The sequence below is a fragment of the Nonomuraea aurantiaca genome (genome assembly GCF_020215705.1).
In the GTDB taxonomy this organism is placed as follows: Bacteria; Actinomycetota; Actinomycetes; order Streptosporangiales; family Streptosporangiaceae; genus Nonomuraea; species Nonomuraea aurantiaca.
The window spans coordinates 394027-409958 of sequence record NZ_JAIWNB010000001.1 but is presented as its reverse complement, the minus strand read 5'-3'; the positions used below and the strand labels follow the sequence as shown (position 1 = coordinate 409958).

Below are 15932 nucleotides of genomic sequence, written 5' to 3'. Positions count from 1 at the left end.
CCGGGGGTGATTCAAGCGGATGGGGTACGGCCCGCGCCAGGCCGTACCCCGCCCTCACGCTAAAGGCCGATCACCGGACAGGTGGCCGTCACCGTCTTGGCCGGGTCGCTCTCCGACGTCGCGGTGAGCTTGACCTTGGCGAGCCGGTCACCACCCGAGGCGCGTACGGCGTTGACCGCGACCATCTCCTGCTTGCCGAAGTCGACGGCGGCCAGGGCGTTGGGCAGTTGGGCGGTCCAGCCCTTGCCCTGCACCTCGGCCTTGAGCCGGTAGACGTCGGAGTTGAGGTAGGCGCTGACGTCCTCGGGGTGCGTCCCCTGCGCCGGGGCCGCCTTGCCGGTGTTGAACAGCGGGAACTTACACGTCGACACGCCCTTGCCGGCCGGGATCCCGGCCGCGGGCAGCAGCTTGACGCCGCGCTTCTGCGGGCCCGCGCCGTCGAGGGAGCGGATCGCGACCGTGTACGACAGCGTGCCCTTGCGGTCGCGCTTCAGGTCGGTCACGTAGAAGTGCAGGCGGTTGGCCTGGTCGACGTACTCGTACTGGCTGCCGGAGCCGGTGCCCGCGTGGAAGAGGGCGTCGGACAGCTGGCGGTAGTCGCCGATCGTGATCGGCACCTTGGTCCCGTCGGGCATGACGTAGTCGGTCATCCCGATGTCCTGCGGGTTGGCGTCGATCACCCACTCGAACGGCGAGCGGTCCTGGTTCTTGGTCTTGGCCACGAGCACGCCGGAGTCGGGGGTGAAGGAGTCGGTGCCGACCCGGTCGACGACCTCGACCGTGTAGTTCTCGTAGCCGCCGCCGTCGCAGAGCGGGTTGGTCTGCGTGCTGCAGGCCGGGCTCTTGTCGCCGGTGTCGAAGGAGATGTTGACGCCCGACAGGTCGTTCTGGCCCGGCTGCACCTCGCGGGCGATGACCCTGGCCTTCACCAGGCCCGACTCGTCGAGGGCCTCACGAGACAGGCGCAGCACGTTCTGCTCGTCGACCATCGCCAGCTTGATCTTGTTGCGCAGCATGTGCTGGGCGCCCATGGACGCGCCGGAGGTCGGCGGGATCAGCCAGCGGGAGTGCGGGCCGCCCGGACCGTTGAAGCTGCCCCGGCTGAGCATCTCCCAGATGCCGGTGTAGGCGCGGCGGGCCGGGACACCGTACGGGTTGTTGTAGTTGTCCAGTACGCCCAGGATGTGGCTGAACTCGTGGGCGTACACGGCCATGCCGGAGCTCTCGGCCTGGACGGAGTCGACGCCGATGTTGGCGTTGGGCCAGAAGTTGGAGCCGGCCTGCCAGGAGGTCCAGTCGACGTAGCGGGTCTGGGCCCAGTTCGGCAGGGCGGGGTCGGGCGGACCCCACTCGTCGGTCACGTCCTCCTTGGTGGGAAATTTCATCATCCCGAACTCCTGCCAGGTGGACGACTCGTCCTGGCCGGCGCTCACGTAGAAGATGAAGTCGAACTGCTTGGCCGCCTCTTCGCCGATCGCGCCGATGAACGCGGCGTGACCGTCGGTACGCAGGCTCTTGTCGCAGGAGTCGCCCGCCGGGCAGGCGGTGCCGCCCTGGAACTCCATGGCGTACTCGTGGTCCTTGCCCGGCATGGTGTACGGGCCGAAGCCGGTCAGCTCGACCCCGTAACGCCCACCCGAGTCCTCCATCCAGTACTCGTGGATGGTGTGACCCTTGTTGAGGTCGTTCGGGGTGTTGAGGAAGTCCTGGTAGAACTTCGCCACCTGGTCGCGCGGGATGTCGTGGGCCTCGGCGCTCGGGTTGCGGTAGATCGTCGAGCCCTTGGGCTGGGTGACCACGAACGGCTGGTTCGGGTAGTCCAGGAGCACCAGCGCGCCCTTGAAGGTGCGCTTGGAGCCCTTGACGGCCGGGTCGTTCCAGCGGGTGCCCGGCACCTTCTTGTAGTCCGCCCACGTCATGTGGTCGGGGTTCTCCCAGTTCTGCGGGTCGATCGGCTCGATGCCGCCCACCGAGCGGCTGCGCAGCGACTGGGCGTCCGAAGGCGCGTCCTGTTGCCAGGGCTGGGTCTGCGGCCAGTGGTTCTGCCGCCAGGGGTATTCGGGATCGTCTGTGGGGGGTGCTGCGGAAGCCGGGGTCGCCACAAGGCTCATCGGAATCAGCACGAGGGCCGCCAGCAGACCTTTCAGCAGCTTCTTGGGGGCAATCACGGATCGACGTTATAGACGAAGTTGACGGAGATCACCGATCAGTTGTAGGGAAGACTTGTGGCGTGTCCTCCGACAAATGACGAAATATCCAGGTGACGTGGTGGCGGATCTCCAGCGGACCGTGGACGAGCTGGCCGCTCGTCTTGACAGACCGCTGTTGCTGGAGGACCGCGTGCAACGCGTCGTCGTCTACAGCGAGCAGAACGGCGCGATGGACGACGTCCGCCGCGACTCGATCCTGCGCCGGCACTCCACCCCCGAGGTACGCCAGTGGGTGCGCTCCGCCGGGATCCACGACGCCGCCGGGCCGTTACGCATCCCGGGCGCGCCGCACCTGGGCCTGCTCCCCCGGGTCTGCGTTCCGGTACGGCACGAGGCCGGGCTGCTGGGTTTCCTCTGGTTCATCGACGTCGGCCCGGCCATGTCCGGCGCGCAGGTCGCCGAGGCCGCCGCGGCGGCGCCCGCCCTGGCCCTGACACTCTACCACGAGAGCCTGGCCACGGGGCTGGCCTCGCACCGGGAGCTGGAGGCGGTCACCGGCCTGCTGCTCGGCGAGCGGGACTCGGCCCGGCAGCTGATCGAGGCCGGCGCCTTCCCGCAGGCCCAGCCGGTGACCGTACTGGTGGCCAGGCCGCTCTCGGACGAGCCGGACGAGGCGCTGCGGCTCGCGCTGGAGCAGGGCCTGCTCGCGCTGCGGCGGCGGCTGAGCGGCCACCACCCGCTGCACCTGGTCCGCTACGACCACGCCGTGCTGCTGACCGCGGGCGGGGCGATGGCGGCCGACGAGCTGCACGCGGCGATGTCGATCCCGGTGGTGGTCGGGATCGGGCGGCCCAGGCCCGCGCTCGCCGAGGCCGCCGGGTCGTACACGGAGGCGCGGCACGCGGCCGAGGTGGCCGCCCGGGTGCCCGACCTCGGCCGGTCGGTGGAGTGGGCCCGGCTCGGCGTCTATCGGATGCTCACCCATCTTCCGGACCACGAGCTGCATCCGGGGCTGGCGGAGCTGCTCGCCGACGATCAGTATCTGCCGCTGCTGGAGACGCTGGAGACGTACCTGGATCTGGCGGGCAGCGCGGTGGCCACCTCGCGGGCGCTGCGCCTGCACCGCACCTCTCTGTACTACCGGCTGCAGCGGCTGGAGGAGCTGGCCCGCACCGACCTGAAGGACGGCGGCGAGCGGCTGGCCCTGCATCTCAGCCTCAAGCTCGCCCGGCTCTCCGGCAGATACCGGCCCAGAGAGGCGCGGCCCGGCACGTGATTGCGTGCCCGGCCCCGCTCACGTTTAATGCCCAAAGAAAGTCCAGCAGGTATAGACCAGCGGGTAAAGCCCAGAAGGCTAAACTCAGCGATAAACCAGCAGGTCATCCGACGGGAGGTCCCCTTGCCGTCCGCGAAGCGTGCCGCAGCCGGCCGAGCGCCGAAGCTCGGCAGGCGCACGCCCGCGCCCATCGTCCTGCACTCCGCCCCGCTGGTGCTGCCGATCGGCGCCGACCCGCTGCGCGGCGCCGCGGTCGCGGTCCGCGGCGAACGGGTCCTCCAGGTGGGGCTCCGGGAAGAGCTGCTCGCCTCCTTCCCCGTCACCCGGGAGCAACGCTGGCCGGGCATGATCGTGGCGGGGCTGGTGGACGCCTGCGCCACAGCGGCCACGCCGCCGCCCGGGGTGACCGCGCGGGCCGGCGTCGCCGCCGACCCGGCCGAGCCGGCCAGGCTGCCCGGCGTCTCCTATGTCGAGGTGTCGTACGAGTCCGAGCAGGTCTGGGAGGAGACCGGGCGCGACGCGGTCATCACCGCGATCCGCGAGGTCGATCGGCCGCGTACGGTGGGCATCGCCGCGTACACGCCCGATCCGCAGGTCCTCGAGGACGTGGCGGTGCTGGCCAGGACGTTCAGCCTGCGGCTGCTGGCCGACCTGGACCGCCACTCGCCCGCCGCGCTCGACGAGGCGGGCATCCTGGGGCCGCACTGCCACGTGGCCTGCGCCCGGCCGCTCGATCCCGGCGAGCGCAAGCTGCTGCGGCTGCGCAAGAGCGTGATCGCCCTCTGCCCGTCGCCGCCCGACGACCTGCCGGCGCTCCTGGACGAGGGCAACCGCGTCGCCTTCGGCACCCGCGCCCCCGCCTCGGCCGGCCCGGTGGCCGATCTGCTCACTCTGGCCAGGTCCATCAGGCAGTACGCCAAGGGGCGCGGGGGGCGGTCCCCGGGACTCGACCGCAGGCTGGTCGAGGCCGCCACGCTGGGCGGGGCGCGGGCGCTCGGCATGTCGAGCGGGGCGGGCCGGATCGGCGCGCTCGGGCCGGGCAGCCGGGCCGACTTCGCGGTGTTCGACGCCCGCGGCCGCTACCCGTACGCCGCCCTGCTGAGCGGGGCGCCCTGCCTGGCCACAGTCGTCGGCGGCACAGTCGTCGAGAGCTGAGTGGTGCCTAGCGTGGCTGGCCGTCGACCACCCCGAGCAGCTCCTTGAGCTGGTCGCGCTGGTCCTCGGACAGGACCGCGAACAGGTCCTGACCCGCCTGCCTGCGCGCCTCCCGCGACCGCTCGTGCATCTCGCGGCCGGCCGGCGTGATCACGACCAGCGTGGAGCGCCGGTTGGCCGGGTCGACCTCCCTGCGGACCAGGCCGGCCTGCTCCAGGGTGTCGATGACGGGCGTCACCGAGCGCGGCACGATCCTGAGCTCGTCGGCGAGTTGCACCATCCTGAGCGGCCGGTCGGCGCCGGCCAGCGCGCGCAGCGCCCGCGCCTGCCCCGGGTTCACGCCGAGGGGTGCGAGGCGATGCGCGTAACCGTGCCGCAGACGGCGGCCGACCCGGTGCAGGAGCTCCGACAGCTCCACGTCCTCCATGCCGGACAGCTTAGCCGGAATAAGTATGAGTTAACCTCTGTTTGAGGGAGCATCTGATTAGGAGGCCTACTTGGCCGAGGAACCACGCGCGCCCTTGCGGCGCATCATCAAACTCTTCCGCGCCTACCGGGGCCGGCTGGCCGTGGTCGGCGCCCTCATCCTGCTGTCGTCACTGGTCTCGCTGGCCTCGCCGTTCCTGCTGCGCGAGGTGCTGGACGTGGCGATCCCCTCCCGCGACGCCATGCTGCTCGCGCTGCTCGCCCTGGGCATGATCCTGGTCGCGGTGATCACCAGCGTGTTCGACGTGCTGCAGACGCTGGTGTCCACCACGGTCGGCCAGCGGGTCATGCACGACCTGCGCACCGCCGTGTACGGCCACCTGCAGCGCATGTCGCTGGCCTTCTTCACCCGTACCAAGACCGGCGAGGTCCAGTCGCGCATCGCCAACGACATCGGCGGCATGCAGTCGGTGGTCACCTCCACCGCCACCTCGCTCATCTCGAACCTCACCACCGTGATCGCCACGATCGTGGCCATGCTGGCGCTCGACTGGCGGCTGACCGTGATCTCGCTCCTGCTGCTGCCGGTGTTCGTGGAGATCAGCCGCAAGGTCGGCGCGGAGCGCCGCCGCATCACCACCGAGCGGCAGCGCAAGCTGGCCGTGATCTCGTCGATGGTGCAGGAGTCGCTGTCGATCAGCGGCATCCTGCTCGGCCGTACGATGGGCCGCTCGCCCGCGCTCACCGAGCGCTTCGCCGACGCCTCCGACGAGCTGGCCGAGCTGGGCGTGCGGTCCAGCATGGCGGGGCGCTGGCGGCAGTCGTCGATCCAGATCGTCATGGCCGCGATGCCCGCGCTGGTCTACTGGGCGGTCGGCTACACCGGCGTGATCTCCGTCGGCACGCTGGTGGCGTTCACGACGTTGCAGGTCAGCCTGTTCAGGCCGGCGGTGTCGCTGCTGCGGCTCGGCGTCGAGGTGCAGAGCTCGCTCGCGCTGTTCGGCCGCATCTTCGAGTACCTGGACCTGCCGGTCGACATCCACCCGGGCACGCGTACGCTGAGCGACGTCCGCGGCGAGGTCCGTTACGAGCGGGTCGACTTCTCCTACGACGAGGAGCCCACGCTCACCGAGGTGGACATCACCGTGCCGCCAGGCACCAGCCTGGCCGTCGTCGGCGAGACCGGCTCCGGCAAGACGACGCTCAGCTACCTGCTGCCCCGGCTCTACGACGTGACCGGTGGCCGGGTGACGATCGACGGGGTGGACGTCCGCGATCTCACCTTCGAGACGCTGGCCGAGACGGTCGGCGTGGTCTCCCAGGAGACGTACCTGTTCCACGCCACCATCGCCGAGAACCTGCGCTTCGCCCGGCCGTCGGCCACTGACGAGGAGCTGGCGGAGGCGGCCAGGGCGGCGCGCATCCACGACCACATAGCCTCCCTGCCCGACGGCTACGAGACGCTGGTGGGCGAGCGCGGCTACCGGTTCTCCGGGGGCGAGAAGCAGCGGCTGGCCATCGCCCGCACCCTGCTGCGCAATCCGCCGGTGCTCGTGCTCGACGAGGCGACCAGCGCCCTCGACACGCAGACGGAGCGGGCCGTACAGGAGGCGCTGGACACGCTCGCCGAGGGCCGTACCACGATCATGATCGCGCATCGCCTCTCCACGGTCCGTGACGCGGACCAGATCGTCGTCCTGGACCACGGCCGGGTCGTCGAGCGCGGCACGCACGAGGCGCTGATGTCGCTGGAGGGCCACTACGCGGCCCTGGTGGATCGGGACCGCCCGCTCGAACCGGTCTGACCTGCCCGTGAGCCGCCTCACATTTCGGTCAGGCCGGAATCCGCTTCTCGGAACAGCGTGTTAGAAACCTGTCGCCCTTCAAAGAGAAAGACAAGTTTTGCCCACGCGTTCCCCCACGATGTTCCGTGCCCTCCGCCACCACAACTACCGGCTGTGGGCCGGTGCGGACCTGGTCTCCATCACCGGCACCTGGATGCAGGTGCTCGGCGTCAACTGGCTCATCCTCTCCCTCACCGGCTCGGCCACCAGCGTCGGGCTCAGCCTGGTCATGCAGGCGCTGCCCACGCTGCTGCTCGGCATGTGGGGCGGCGCGCTGGCCGACCGGCTGCCCACCCGTCCCGTCGTGATCGCCGCCCAGATCGCCCAGGCCGGGCTCGCCGCCGTGCTCGCGGCGCTCGCGCTGAGCGGCAGCGCCTCCATCTGGCCGTTGTACGCGGTGGCGCTGGCCGGCGGGGTGGTCTCGGCGCTGCACGGGCCCGCGCTCGGCCGCTTCGGCGCCGAGGTCGTCCCGCCGCAGGACCTGCCGAACGCGATGGCGCTCGGCTCGATCGTCAACTCCGCGGGCCGCATCCTGGGCATGAGCCTGGCCGGCGTGCTGCTGCCGTTCACCGGGAACGGCGGCCTGTTCCTGGTCAACACCGCCACCTTCTTCGTGGTGATCGGCGCCGTCCTGGCCATGCGCCGCGAGGAGTTCCACCAGCTGACCGCCGCCGAGCGCCGGCCGGGTGCCGTCGTCGAGGGCCTGCGGTACGTCCTGCGCACCCCCTGGCTGCTGGTCGTCCTCGCGCTCTCGTTCGTGCTGGGCAGCGTCGGGCGCAACTACCAGGTCACGATGGCCGCCATGAGCGCCGGACCGCTGGCCGCCGGTGGCGGCGGCTACGGCCTGCTGTCCACGGTCTTCGCGATCGGCACCGTGATCGGCGGCGTGCTCGCCGCCGCCCGGCCCCGGCTGACGCTGCGGCTGCTGCTGGTCACCGCGTTCCTCACGGGCGTTCTCCAGGCGCTGAGCGGGCTGATGCCGGGGCTGGCGACGTTCGCCGGGGCCATGCTGCCCATCGCGGCCGGCGCCGTGATCATCGACACCACGGTCGCGGCCCGGGTACAGATCGACAGCCCCGACGAGATGCGCGGGCGGGTCATCGCGGCGCTGGGCATGGTCGGGGCCGGCGCGGGCGCGCTGGGCGGTCCGGTGCTGGGCTGGCTGAGCGACTCGCTCGGGCCACGGGCGGCCCTGGAGATCGGCGGCGTGTCGTGCGTGGCGGTCACGCTGCTCACGGCCGTCGGACTGGCCCGGCTCTCGGGCCGGACGATCAGGCAGGCGGCCTGCCGGCGTCCGTCCTGGAGAACGCCTGACGGCACACCGCGATCTCGGGCAGGCGCACACCAGCCGTCCCTGGAGAACGCCTGACGGTACACCGCGATCTCGGACAGGTGTCCCGTCCCTGGAGAACGCCGGACAGCACCCCGTAATCTCGGACAGGTGCACACCACCAGATACGCCCCCAACGGCATGGTGTCCAGCGTCGACCACCTCGCCTCCTCCGCCGGGGTGGCGGCGCTGGAGCGCGGCGGGTCGGCCGCCGACGCGGCCATCGCCGCCAACGCCGTCCTGGCCGTCACGGCACCGCACATGTGCGGGCTCGGCGGGGACCTGTTCGCCCTGATCCACGATGGCTCGGGATCGGTCGGCCCCGGGCAGGAGGGCGCGCTCTCAGCCGACCCCGGGCAGGCGGGCCCTGTGAGCGCGCTCAACGCGTCCGGGAGGGCCGGCTCGGGCGCCGACCCGGACCGGCTGCGCGCCGAGGGCCACCGGCGCATGCCGCACCAGCACGACATCCGCTCCGTGCCGGTGCCCGGCTGCGTGGACGGCTGGCTCGCGCTGCACGCCAGGCACGGCCGTCTCCCCCTCGCCGACCTGCTCGCACCGGCGATCCGCCTGGCCCGCGACGGCTTCCCCGCCTCCCCGCTGATGCTCGCGGGGGCGCGCGTGGCGTCCCAGAGCCCCGGCGGTGGCGATTTCGCGGCCGTACGCACGGCTGGCGACCGCGTGTCGCGACCCGGTGTCGCCCGCACGCTCGAGGCCATCGCCGCGTCGGGACGCGAGGGCTTCTACGGCGGCGAGTTCGGCGCGGGCCTGCTCGAAGTCGGCGGCGGCGAGTACACGGAGTCCGATCTGTCCAGCCCGCTCGCCGACTGGGTCGAGCCACTGAAGGTGCGCGCCTTCGGCCACGACGTCTGGTCGGTGCCGCCGAACTCCCAGGGCTACCTCCTGCTGATGTCGCTCGGCATCGTCGAAGGGCTGAGCCTGCCGGTCTCACCGGGCCACGCCGCCTGGGCCCATCTGCTGGCCGAGGCCGCGCGCATCGCCGGGCACGACCGTCTCGACGTCCTCCATGAGAGCGCGAAGGACCTGCTCACCTCCGGCGAGATCGCCCGGCGGCGCTCGCGGATCGACCCGGCGGCGCCGCTGAGCGTGCGGACCCCGAGCGCCGACGGCGACACCACCTATCTGTGCGCGGTGGACGGCGACGGCATGGGCGTGTCGTTGATCCAGTCGAACGCGGCCGGGTTCGGCAGCCTGCTGTTCGAACCGCGTACCGGGATCAACCTCCACAACCGCGGCATCGGCTTCTCGCTCACCCCCGGCCACCCCGCCGAGTACGCTCCCGGCCGCCGCCCGCCCCACACCCTCGCGCCCGCGCTGATCACCCGCCCGGACGGCTCGCTCCGCTCGGTCGTGGGGACGATGGGCGGCGACGCGCAGCCGCAGATCCTGCTCCAGGTCATCACCCGGCTGCTCAAGTACGGGGAGACGCCCGGTCAGGCCGTCGCCGCGCCCAGGTGGCGGCTGAGCCCCGGCGACACCGGCTTCGACACCTGGGCCGCCCCGGCCGACCCGGTCATCGACCTGGAGGAGGGCGCCACGTGGGCGGACGGCCTGTCGGCGCTCGGCCACGCGGTGTCCACCCGGCCGTACGGGAGCCTGTTCGGGCACGCGCACGTCATCGACGTGCGCCCGGACGGGATGCTGGCCGGGGCGGCGGATCCACGCGCGCTCATCGGCGCCGCGCTCGGCCGGTAACGGTATTGCCAGGGGGCAGGATTCGGGCCGTGGCGCTGGGTAGGAGAGCGCGTATGACCGAACAACCTCCGGACAGGTACGGCTTGAGCGACGAGCAGAAGATCGAGGTCGACGAATGGACTGACGACCTCGGCCTCAGCCACGAGATAGAAGAGGACGACCCCGCGCACGAGGACACTCTCGACGAGCGGCTGCGGCGCGAGGCACCCGATAGGGAGCGCGCCCCCCGCCCCTCCCACCGGCTCACCCAGCCCGACGAGGGTCTGGCCCCCGACACGGAGAGCGAGGAGTGGGGCGAGGACTGGGGTCAGGACGACGGCGACCTCTCCGCCGAGGAGCGCGCGGTCCGCGTCGACCCCGATGACGAACTCAGGTGAGCCGCTCCGGCAGCCGGGCGGGATGACGCGTTCAGGCGAGTCGCTCCAGGGCGGGCAGCAGGGCGGGCAGATCGTCGACGATCATGTCGGCGGCCCGCGCCTGCGGCCGCTCGGCGTGCAGATACCCCCAGGGGCCCCGGCGCAGCAGCGCCGTGCGCATGCCCGCCCGGGAAGCGGGGAGCACGTCGTTGTCCAGCCGGTCGCCCACATAGAGGATCTCGGCGGGCTCCCGCCCGGCGATGGCCGCCACCTTGGCGAAGAACTCGGGGGCCGGCTTGGACACCCCCCAGCCCTCAGAGGTGTGCACCGAGTCGACGGGTAGGTCCATGGCCACCAGCGCGTCATAGGCCCTGGCCGGCTGGTTGCCCGCGACGATCACCTGGTATCCGGCCTCCCGCAGGGCCTTGAGGGCCTCGCGGACGTCGGGATAGAGGTCGTCGGCGTCGAAGTGGTTGCGCAGGCTGTGGGGTTCGTCCCGCTCCCAGGCCGCCATCTCGGCCTCGATGTCGAAGCCAGGACGTACGAGCTGGAACGCCTCGCTGTGGGAGCGGTCGAGCGCGGCCATTCCGCCGAGCGCGCCCATCAGCACGAACCTGCTCACGCCGAGCCGGTCGGCCCAGCGGGACCAGATGCGGGTCTCGTCGATGAGCGTCTCACCGACGTCGAACACCACTGCCTTGATCATCAAACCTCCTGGATAGTCCCCCCAACTGTACGGATTCCCCATCGATCTCCAGTAAGGGGACATGTCATCCGTTAAACGGGCGACGCCAGGAACCGGCAGCCCGAAGAGCTCCGGGCGCCGACGTGCCCATCAGGGACATCTCGGGACTGAGGGCTTGAGCTTCCTGGGTTTTGGAGTGTGTTCGAGTCGGGCACGTGGAATACTTAGCGTGCCCGTTCGAATACGAAGGGACAGATTCACATGGTCGCCATGACAATACGTCACGAAGAGACTACCGAGCAGGAGGCCCAGGAGCGACAGGAGCAGACCCGCACGAAGGAGCTGCCACGCACCGCCCGGGAACTGTTCGACGTCCTCCCCGAACTCCCCGGATTCCGCGCCGAAGTAATCGAAGGAACCCTGATCGTGAGCCCAGTCGGCACCCCAGAGCACGCCCGCTGCGCGATGCGTCTCTACCGCGCCCTCATGCCCGTCATGGACGAGCACGGTTGGGAGGGCTGGACAGGAAATGTAGACGTGTGCATCGAGGGTCCTCGCGAGCCGACCGAGCCTGACTTCGTGTTGGCACCGACCGACTGTCCTCGCTGGGGCGACCGGGAACTGCTGTCCTCGGGCCTGATCATGGTCGCCGAGGTCGCCTCAACCGGAAGCGCCCCCAGAGACCGCAACGAGAAGCCCACCCTCTACGCGACAGGCGGCGTGCCGATCTACTTGTTGATCGACATGGTCGCCGCTCCGCCCACCCTCGCTGTCTACAGCGACATCAGGGACGGCGCATACCGCACGACCACGACCGTCGAGGTCGGCACCTCGCTTCTCCTCCCCCACCCCATCGACGTCAAGCTCGACACCACCATCTTCACGACGTGAGCCGTTCCATCTGGCTTCAAGGCGCGAGCTTCTCCATCGCCTTGGCGATGCGTTTCTCCGATACCGGCGTGGGCGTGCCCAGCGTCTGGGCGAAGAAGCTGACCCTCAGCTCCTCGATCATCCAGCGGATCTCCAGCACGTCCGGATCCGAGCGTCGCGCCGGGTGGAGCCGGGCCAGCAGGTCCTCGTAGGCGTCCTCCATCTTGTGCACCCGGTCCATCCACTCCTCGTCCCGCCACGGCTCCTCGGGGAGCTTGGTCAGGCGGCGTTCGATGGCTCGGATATAGCGGAGGATGTCGGGTAGGCGGCGATAGCCCGTCGCGGTGATGAAGCCCGCGAAGACGAGCTTGCCCAGTTGGTCGCGGACGTCCGAGGTCGAGGCGCTCTGCCGCAGGGCGTCCAGGCGGGTGCCGATCGCGTGCCACACGGTCAGGATCTGCTCGGTCCGCCCCAGCACGTCGGCCGAGGTCTCGTACACGTGTGCGCGTACGTGCTGATAGAGGCGGTCGAACGAGACCGGGTCCCACGCGGGGCCGCCCACGTCGAGCATGAGCTTGTCGATCGCCGCGTTGACCACGTCGTCGAAGAGCGCCACCGCGCCCCCGTGCGGACTGCGCGAGAGGGCCAGCTTGGCCTGGTTGGACAGGCCGCCCAGCAGCGACTTGGCCGGGTTGGTGACGTTGAGCAGGAGCAGGCGGCGGGTGCCGGGCCAATGGGAGCGGCGCTGCTCGGCCTCCGTTTCGAAGATCTTGATCGACACGGAGTCGCCGTCGTCCACCAGCGCCGGGTAGCCCTTCATGCGGCCCTGCTCGAAGACCTTGGGCAGGGTGCCGAAGCTCCAGGTGTGCAGGCCCGACTGCTCCAGGTCGTCGGCAGCGGCCGAGAGCGTCTTGCGCAGGCGTGGCGCCAGGCGCCGCTTGAGGGCGTCGAGGTCCTTGTCCTCGGCGATCGTGCGCTTGCGCTCGTCGATCACCCGGTAGGTGATGCGCAGGTGGTCGGGGACCTGGTCGAGCTGCCAGGCGTCGTGCGGCACGCGGACGCCGGTCAGCCGCAGCAGCTCCCGCTCCACGGCCTCCAGCAGGGGTTCGCCGCCCTGGCGTACGCCTTCGAGCACCTGCTTGGCGTAGTTGGGGGCGGGGACGAAGTTGCGGCGCAGGTGCTTGGGCAGCGACCTGATCAGGGCGGTGATCAGCTCGTCGCGCAGGCCGGGAATCTGCCAGTCGAACCCGTCGGAGCTGACCTGGTTGAGCACCTGCAGCGGCACGTGCACCGTGACGCCGTCGGCGTCGGCGCCCGGCTCGAACTGGTAGGTCAGCTTCATCCGCTGGCCGAGCTGCCGCCAGGCGTCGGGGTAGTCGTGGACGCTGACGTCGGCGCCCTCGTTGACCAGCATCTCGGGCGAGTAGGTCAGCAGGTCGGGCTCGGTGGTCCTGACCTTCTTCCACCAGGAGTCGAAGTGGCGCGCGGACACGACGTCGGCGGGGACGCGCTGGTCGTAGAAGTCGAACAGGGCCTCGTCGTCGACCATGATGTCGCGCCGGCGGGCCCGGTTCTCCAGCTCCTCGACCTCTTCGAGCAGCCGCCGGTTGTCCTGGAGGAAGCGGTGGTGGCTGTCCCAGTCGCCTTCGACGAGCGCGTGCCTGATGAACAGCTCGCGTGACAGGTCGGGGTCGATGCGGCCGTAGTTGACCTTCCGCCCGGTCACCAGCGGCACCCCGTAGAGGGTGACCTTCTCCAGCGCGATCACCGCGCCCTGGTTCTTCTCCCAGTGCGGCTCGGAGTAGGTACGTTTGACCAGGTGCTGGGCGAGCGGCTCGACCCAATCGGGCTCGATCTTGGCGTTGACCCTGGCCCACAGCCGGGAGGTCTCGACGAGCTCGGCCGACATCACCCACTGCGGCTGCTTCTTGGCCAGCGCGGAGCCGGGGAAGATGGCGAAGCGGGCGTTGCGGGCGCCGATGTACTCCTGGATCGGGCGGCGTCCGTCGGGGGCCCGCTTCTCCATGACGTCCTTGACGCCGATGTGTGACAGGAGGCCCACCAGCAGCGCGGCGTGCACCTGCTGCGGGTCGGCCTGCTGACTCCCCGGCTGGGCGCCGAGGGACTGACGGATCTGGCTGTAGATGTCCTGCCACTCGCGGACGCGCAGGTAGTTGAGGAACTCCGACTTGCACAGGCGGCGGAAGGCGCTGGAGGACAGCTCGCGCTGTTTGTCCCGCAGGTGGTTCCACAGGTTGAGGTAGGACAGGAAGTCGGAGTCCGGGTCGGCGAAGCGGCGGTGCTTCTCGTCGGCCTGCTGCTGCTTGTCGACGGGCCGCTCGCGCGGGTCCTGGATCGACAGCGCGGCGGCGATGACCATGACCTCGCGCAGGCAGCCGTTCTTCTCGGCCTCCAGGACCATCCGGCCCAGGCGCGGGTCGACGGGCAGCCCGGCCAGCTTGCGCCCGATGCCGGTGATGCCGCCCTGGCCGTCGAAGGCGCCCAGCTCGTGCAGCAGGCTCACGCCGTCGCGTACCTGGCGGCGGTCCGGCGGCTCGACGAACGGGAACGCCTCGATGTCGCCCAGCCCGATCGAGGTCATCTGCAGGATGACCGAGGCGAGGTTGGTGCGCAGGATCTCCGGATCGGTGAACTCCGGTCGCTTGAGGAAGTCCTCCTCCTCGTAGAGCCGGATGCAGATGCCGTCGGAGGTACGGCCCGAGCGGCCCTTGCGCTGGTTGGCGCTCGCCTGCGAGATGGCCTCGATCGGCAGGCGCTGCACCTTGGTGCGATGGCTGTAGCGGGAGATGCGCGCGTAACCCGGGTCGACGACGTATTTGATGCCCGGGACGGTCAGCGACGTCTCGGCCACGTTGGTGGCCAGCACGATGCGGCGACCCGTGTGGCGCTGGAACACGCGGTGCTGCTCGGCGGCGCTGAGCCGGGCGTAGAGCGGCAGCACCTCGGTGTTGCGGAAGTCGGCCTTGTCGAGCGCGTCGGCGGCGTCGCGGATCTCCCGCTCGCCCGACAGGAACACCAGGATGTCGCCGGGGCCCTCGGTGACCAGCTCGCGGCAGGCGTCGACGATGCCCTGCGTCTGGTCGTCGTCCTCGTCGAGCGGCCGGTAACGCACCTCGACGGGGTAGGTGCGGCCCGAGACCTCGACGATCGGGGCGTCGTCGAAGTGGCGGGAGAACCGCTCCGGGTCGATCGTGGCGCTGGTGATGATCAGCTTGAGGTCGGGGCGCTTGGGCAGGAGCTGCTTGAGGTAGCCGAGGATGAAGTCGATGTTGAGGCTGCGCTCGTGCGCCTCGTCGATGATCAGCGTGTCGTACTGCTCCAGCAGCCGGTCGTTCTGCAGCTCGGCCAGCAGGATGCCGTCGGTCATCAGCTTGACCAGGGTGCGGTCGCTCGCCTGGTCGGTGAAGCGCACCTTGTAGCCGACCGCCTGGCCCAGCTCGGTGCCCAGCTCTTCGGCGATGCGCTCGGCCACCGTACGGGCGGCGATGCGGCGCGGCTGGGTGTGGCCGACCAGGCCTCTGACACCGCGGCCCAGCTCCAGGCAGATCTTGGGGATCTGGGTGGTCTTGCCGGATCCGGTCTCCCCGGCGATGATCACGACCTGGTGGTCGCGGATCGCCGCGAGGATGTCGTCCTTGCGCTGGGATACGGGGAGATTTTCCGGATAGCTCACAACTGGCACGGCTTCGCGACGCCGGGCCAGGCGTCGCTCGGCGCGTTCCACGTCGGCGAGGATCTCCGCGGTGATCTTGTCCCGGGCTTCGCGGGAGCGCACCCGGCGCACGCCGTCGAGCCTGCGCCGCAGTCGCCGCTGGTCGCGCGGCATCAACTCGGGCAGGCGCGACTGGAGCTCGGTGAGTGGAGAGGACAACGCAGAGGTTCCCATACTGCTATCAGGATATTTGAGCTCCGCGTCCCCGGAGCCAACCCACCATGCTGCCCGACGGCGCCGGTGTCCGCATCCGAATATCCGCTCGACCATGATCGCCCAGGTAGGGCCCGCACGCGCCGGTAGGCCGTGATCGCCCAAGACGGGCCCACTCTCCCCAGAGTTGTCGTCTTGGACGACCACGGTCACTAATGAGACTCCCGAGAAGCCCATCAGG

At 70.5% G+C, this 15932-nt stretch carries 11 protein-coding genes; 7 read left to right on the top strand and 4 right to left on the bottom strand.

Annotated elements, in window-relative coordinates:
• Positions 1-59 precede the first annotated feature (59 nt).
• Complete coding sequence (locus tag LDL49_RS01915; protein WP_225289104.1) at positions 60-2168, bottom strand: M6 family metalloprotease domain-containing protein; 2109 nt, start codon at positions 2166-2168, stop codon at positions 60-62.
• A 76-nt stretch (positions 2169-2244) separates the two neighbouring features.
• Here LDL49_RS01915 and LDL49_RS01910 point away from each other — a divergent pair, with 76 nt between their 5' ends.
• Complete coding sequence (locus LDL49_RS01910; RefSeq protein ID WP_225289103.1) at positions 2245-3426, top strand: PucR family transcriptional regulator; 1182 nt, start codon at positions 2245-2247, stop codon at positions 3424-3426.
• Between the two features lie 123 nt (positions 3427-3549).
• Positions 3550-4581: an amidohydrolase family protein gene (locus LDL49_RS01905; RefSeq protein ID WP_225289102.1), complete on the top strand. Its 1032-nt coding sequence runs from the start codon at positions 3550-3552 to the stop codon at positions 4579-4581.
• Positions 4582-4588: 7 nt separating this feature from the next.
• On the opposite strand, the gene LDL49_RS01900 is transcribed toward LDL49_RS01905, so the two are convergent.
• Positions 4589-5008, bottom strand: coding sequence for a MarR family winged helix-turn-helix transcriptional regulator (locus LDL49_RS01900; RefSeq protein ID WP_225289101.1), 420 nt, complete (start codon positions 5006-5008; stop codon positions 4589-4591).
• A 70-nt stretch (positions 5009-5078) separates the two neighbouring features.
• Here LDL49_RS01900 and LDL49_RS01895 point away from each other — a divergent pair, with 70 nt between their 5' ends.
• From LDL49_RS01895 to LDL49_RS01880, 4 genes are all read left to right on the top strand, one after another.
• Positions 5079-6812, top strand: a complete 1734-nt coding sequence (locus tag LDL49_RS01895; protein ID WP_225289100.1) for an ABC transporter ATP-binding protein — start codon at positions 5079-5081, stop codon at positions 6810-6812.
• Positions 6813-6909: 97 nt separating this feature from the next.
• Positions 6910-8220 carry an MFS transporter gene (locus tag LDL49_RS01890; RefSeq protein ID WP_225289099.1) on the top strand — a complete coding sequence of 437 codons (1311 nt, stop codon included), beginning with the start codon at positions 6910-6912 and terminating at the stop codon, positions 8218-8220.
• A 72-nt stretch (positions 8221-8292) separates the two neighbouring features.
• Positions 8293-9894 carry a gamma-glutamyltransferase family protein gene (locus LDL49_RS01885; protein WP_225289098.1) on the top strand — a complete coding sequence of 534 codons (1602 nt, stop codon included), beginning with the start codon at positions 8293-8295 and terminating at the stop codon, positions 9892-9894.
• Positions 9895-9947: 53 nt separating this feature from the next.
• Complete coding sequence (locus LDL49_RS01880) at positions 9948-10271, top strand: DUF5709 domain-containing protein (RefSeq protein ID WP_225289097.1); 324 nt, start codon at positions 9948-9950, stop codon at positions 10269-10271.
• A gap of 31 nt (positions 10272-10302) precedes the next feature.
• Here LDL49_RS01880 and LDL49_RS01875 read toward each other — a convergent pair whose 3' ends face one another.
• The gene (locus tag LDL49_RS01875) at positions 10303-10956 is read right to left on the bottom strand and encodes an HAD family hydrolase (RefSeq protein WP_225289096.1); all 654 of its coding nucleotides are present in this window, start codon (positions 10954-10956) and stop codon (positions 10303-10305) included.
• 249 nt (positions 10957-11205) lie between these two features.
• Between LDL49_RS01875 and LDL49_RS01870 the strand changes: the two genes are divergently transcribed.
• Entirely contained in the window at positions 11206-11826 is a 621-nt protein-coding gene (locus LDL49_RS01870) for a Uma2 family endonuclease (protein WP_225289095.1), read from the top strand.
• Between the two features lie 16 nt (positions 11827-11842).
• On the opposite strand, the gene hrpA is transcribed toward LDL49_RS01870, so the two are convergent.
• Positions 11843-15712: an ATP-dependent RNA helicase HrpA gene (hrpA, locus tag LDL49_RS01865; RefSeq protein WP_225289094.1), complete on the bottom strand. Its 3870-nt coding sequence runs from the start codon at positions 15710-15712 to the stop codon at positions 11843-11845.
• Positions 15713-15932: the final 220 nt, after the last annotated feature.

Bases quoted from the DNA above. Each gene is read 5' to 3' on its own strand.
- LDL49_RS01880 (WP_225289097.1), top strand. From the start codon at position 9,948: ATGACCGAACAACCTCCGGACAGGTACGGCTTGAGCGACGAGCAGAAG.
- hrpA (WP_225289094.1), bottom strand. From the start codon at position 15,712: ATGGGAACCTCTGCGTTGTCCTCTCCACTCACCGAGCTCCAGTCGCGC.
- LDL49_RS01870 (WP_225289095.1), top strand. From the start codon at position 11,206: ATGACAATACGTCACGAAGAGACTACCGAGCAGGAGGCCCAGGAGCGA.
- LDL49_RS01910 (WP_225289103.1), top strand. From the start codon at position 2,245: ATGACGAAATATCCAGGTGACGTGGTGGCGGATCTCCAGCGGACCGTG.
- LDL49_RS01875 (WP_225289096.1), bottom strand. From the start codon at position 10,956: ATGATCAAGGCAGTGGTGTTCGACGTCGGTGAGACGCTCATCGACGAG.
- LDL49_RS01900 (WP_225289101.1), bottom strand. From the start codon at position 5,008: ATGGAGGACGTGGAGCTGTCGGAGCTCCTGCACCGGGTCGGCCGCCGT.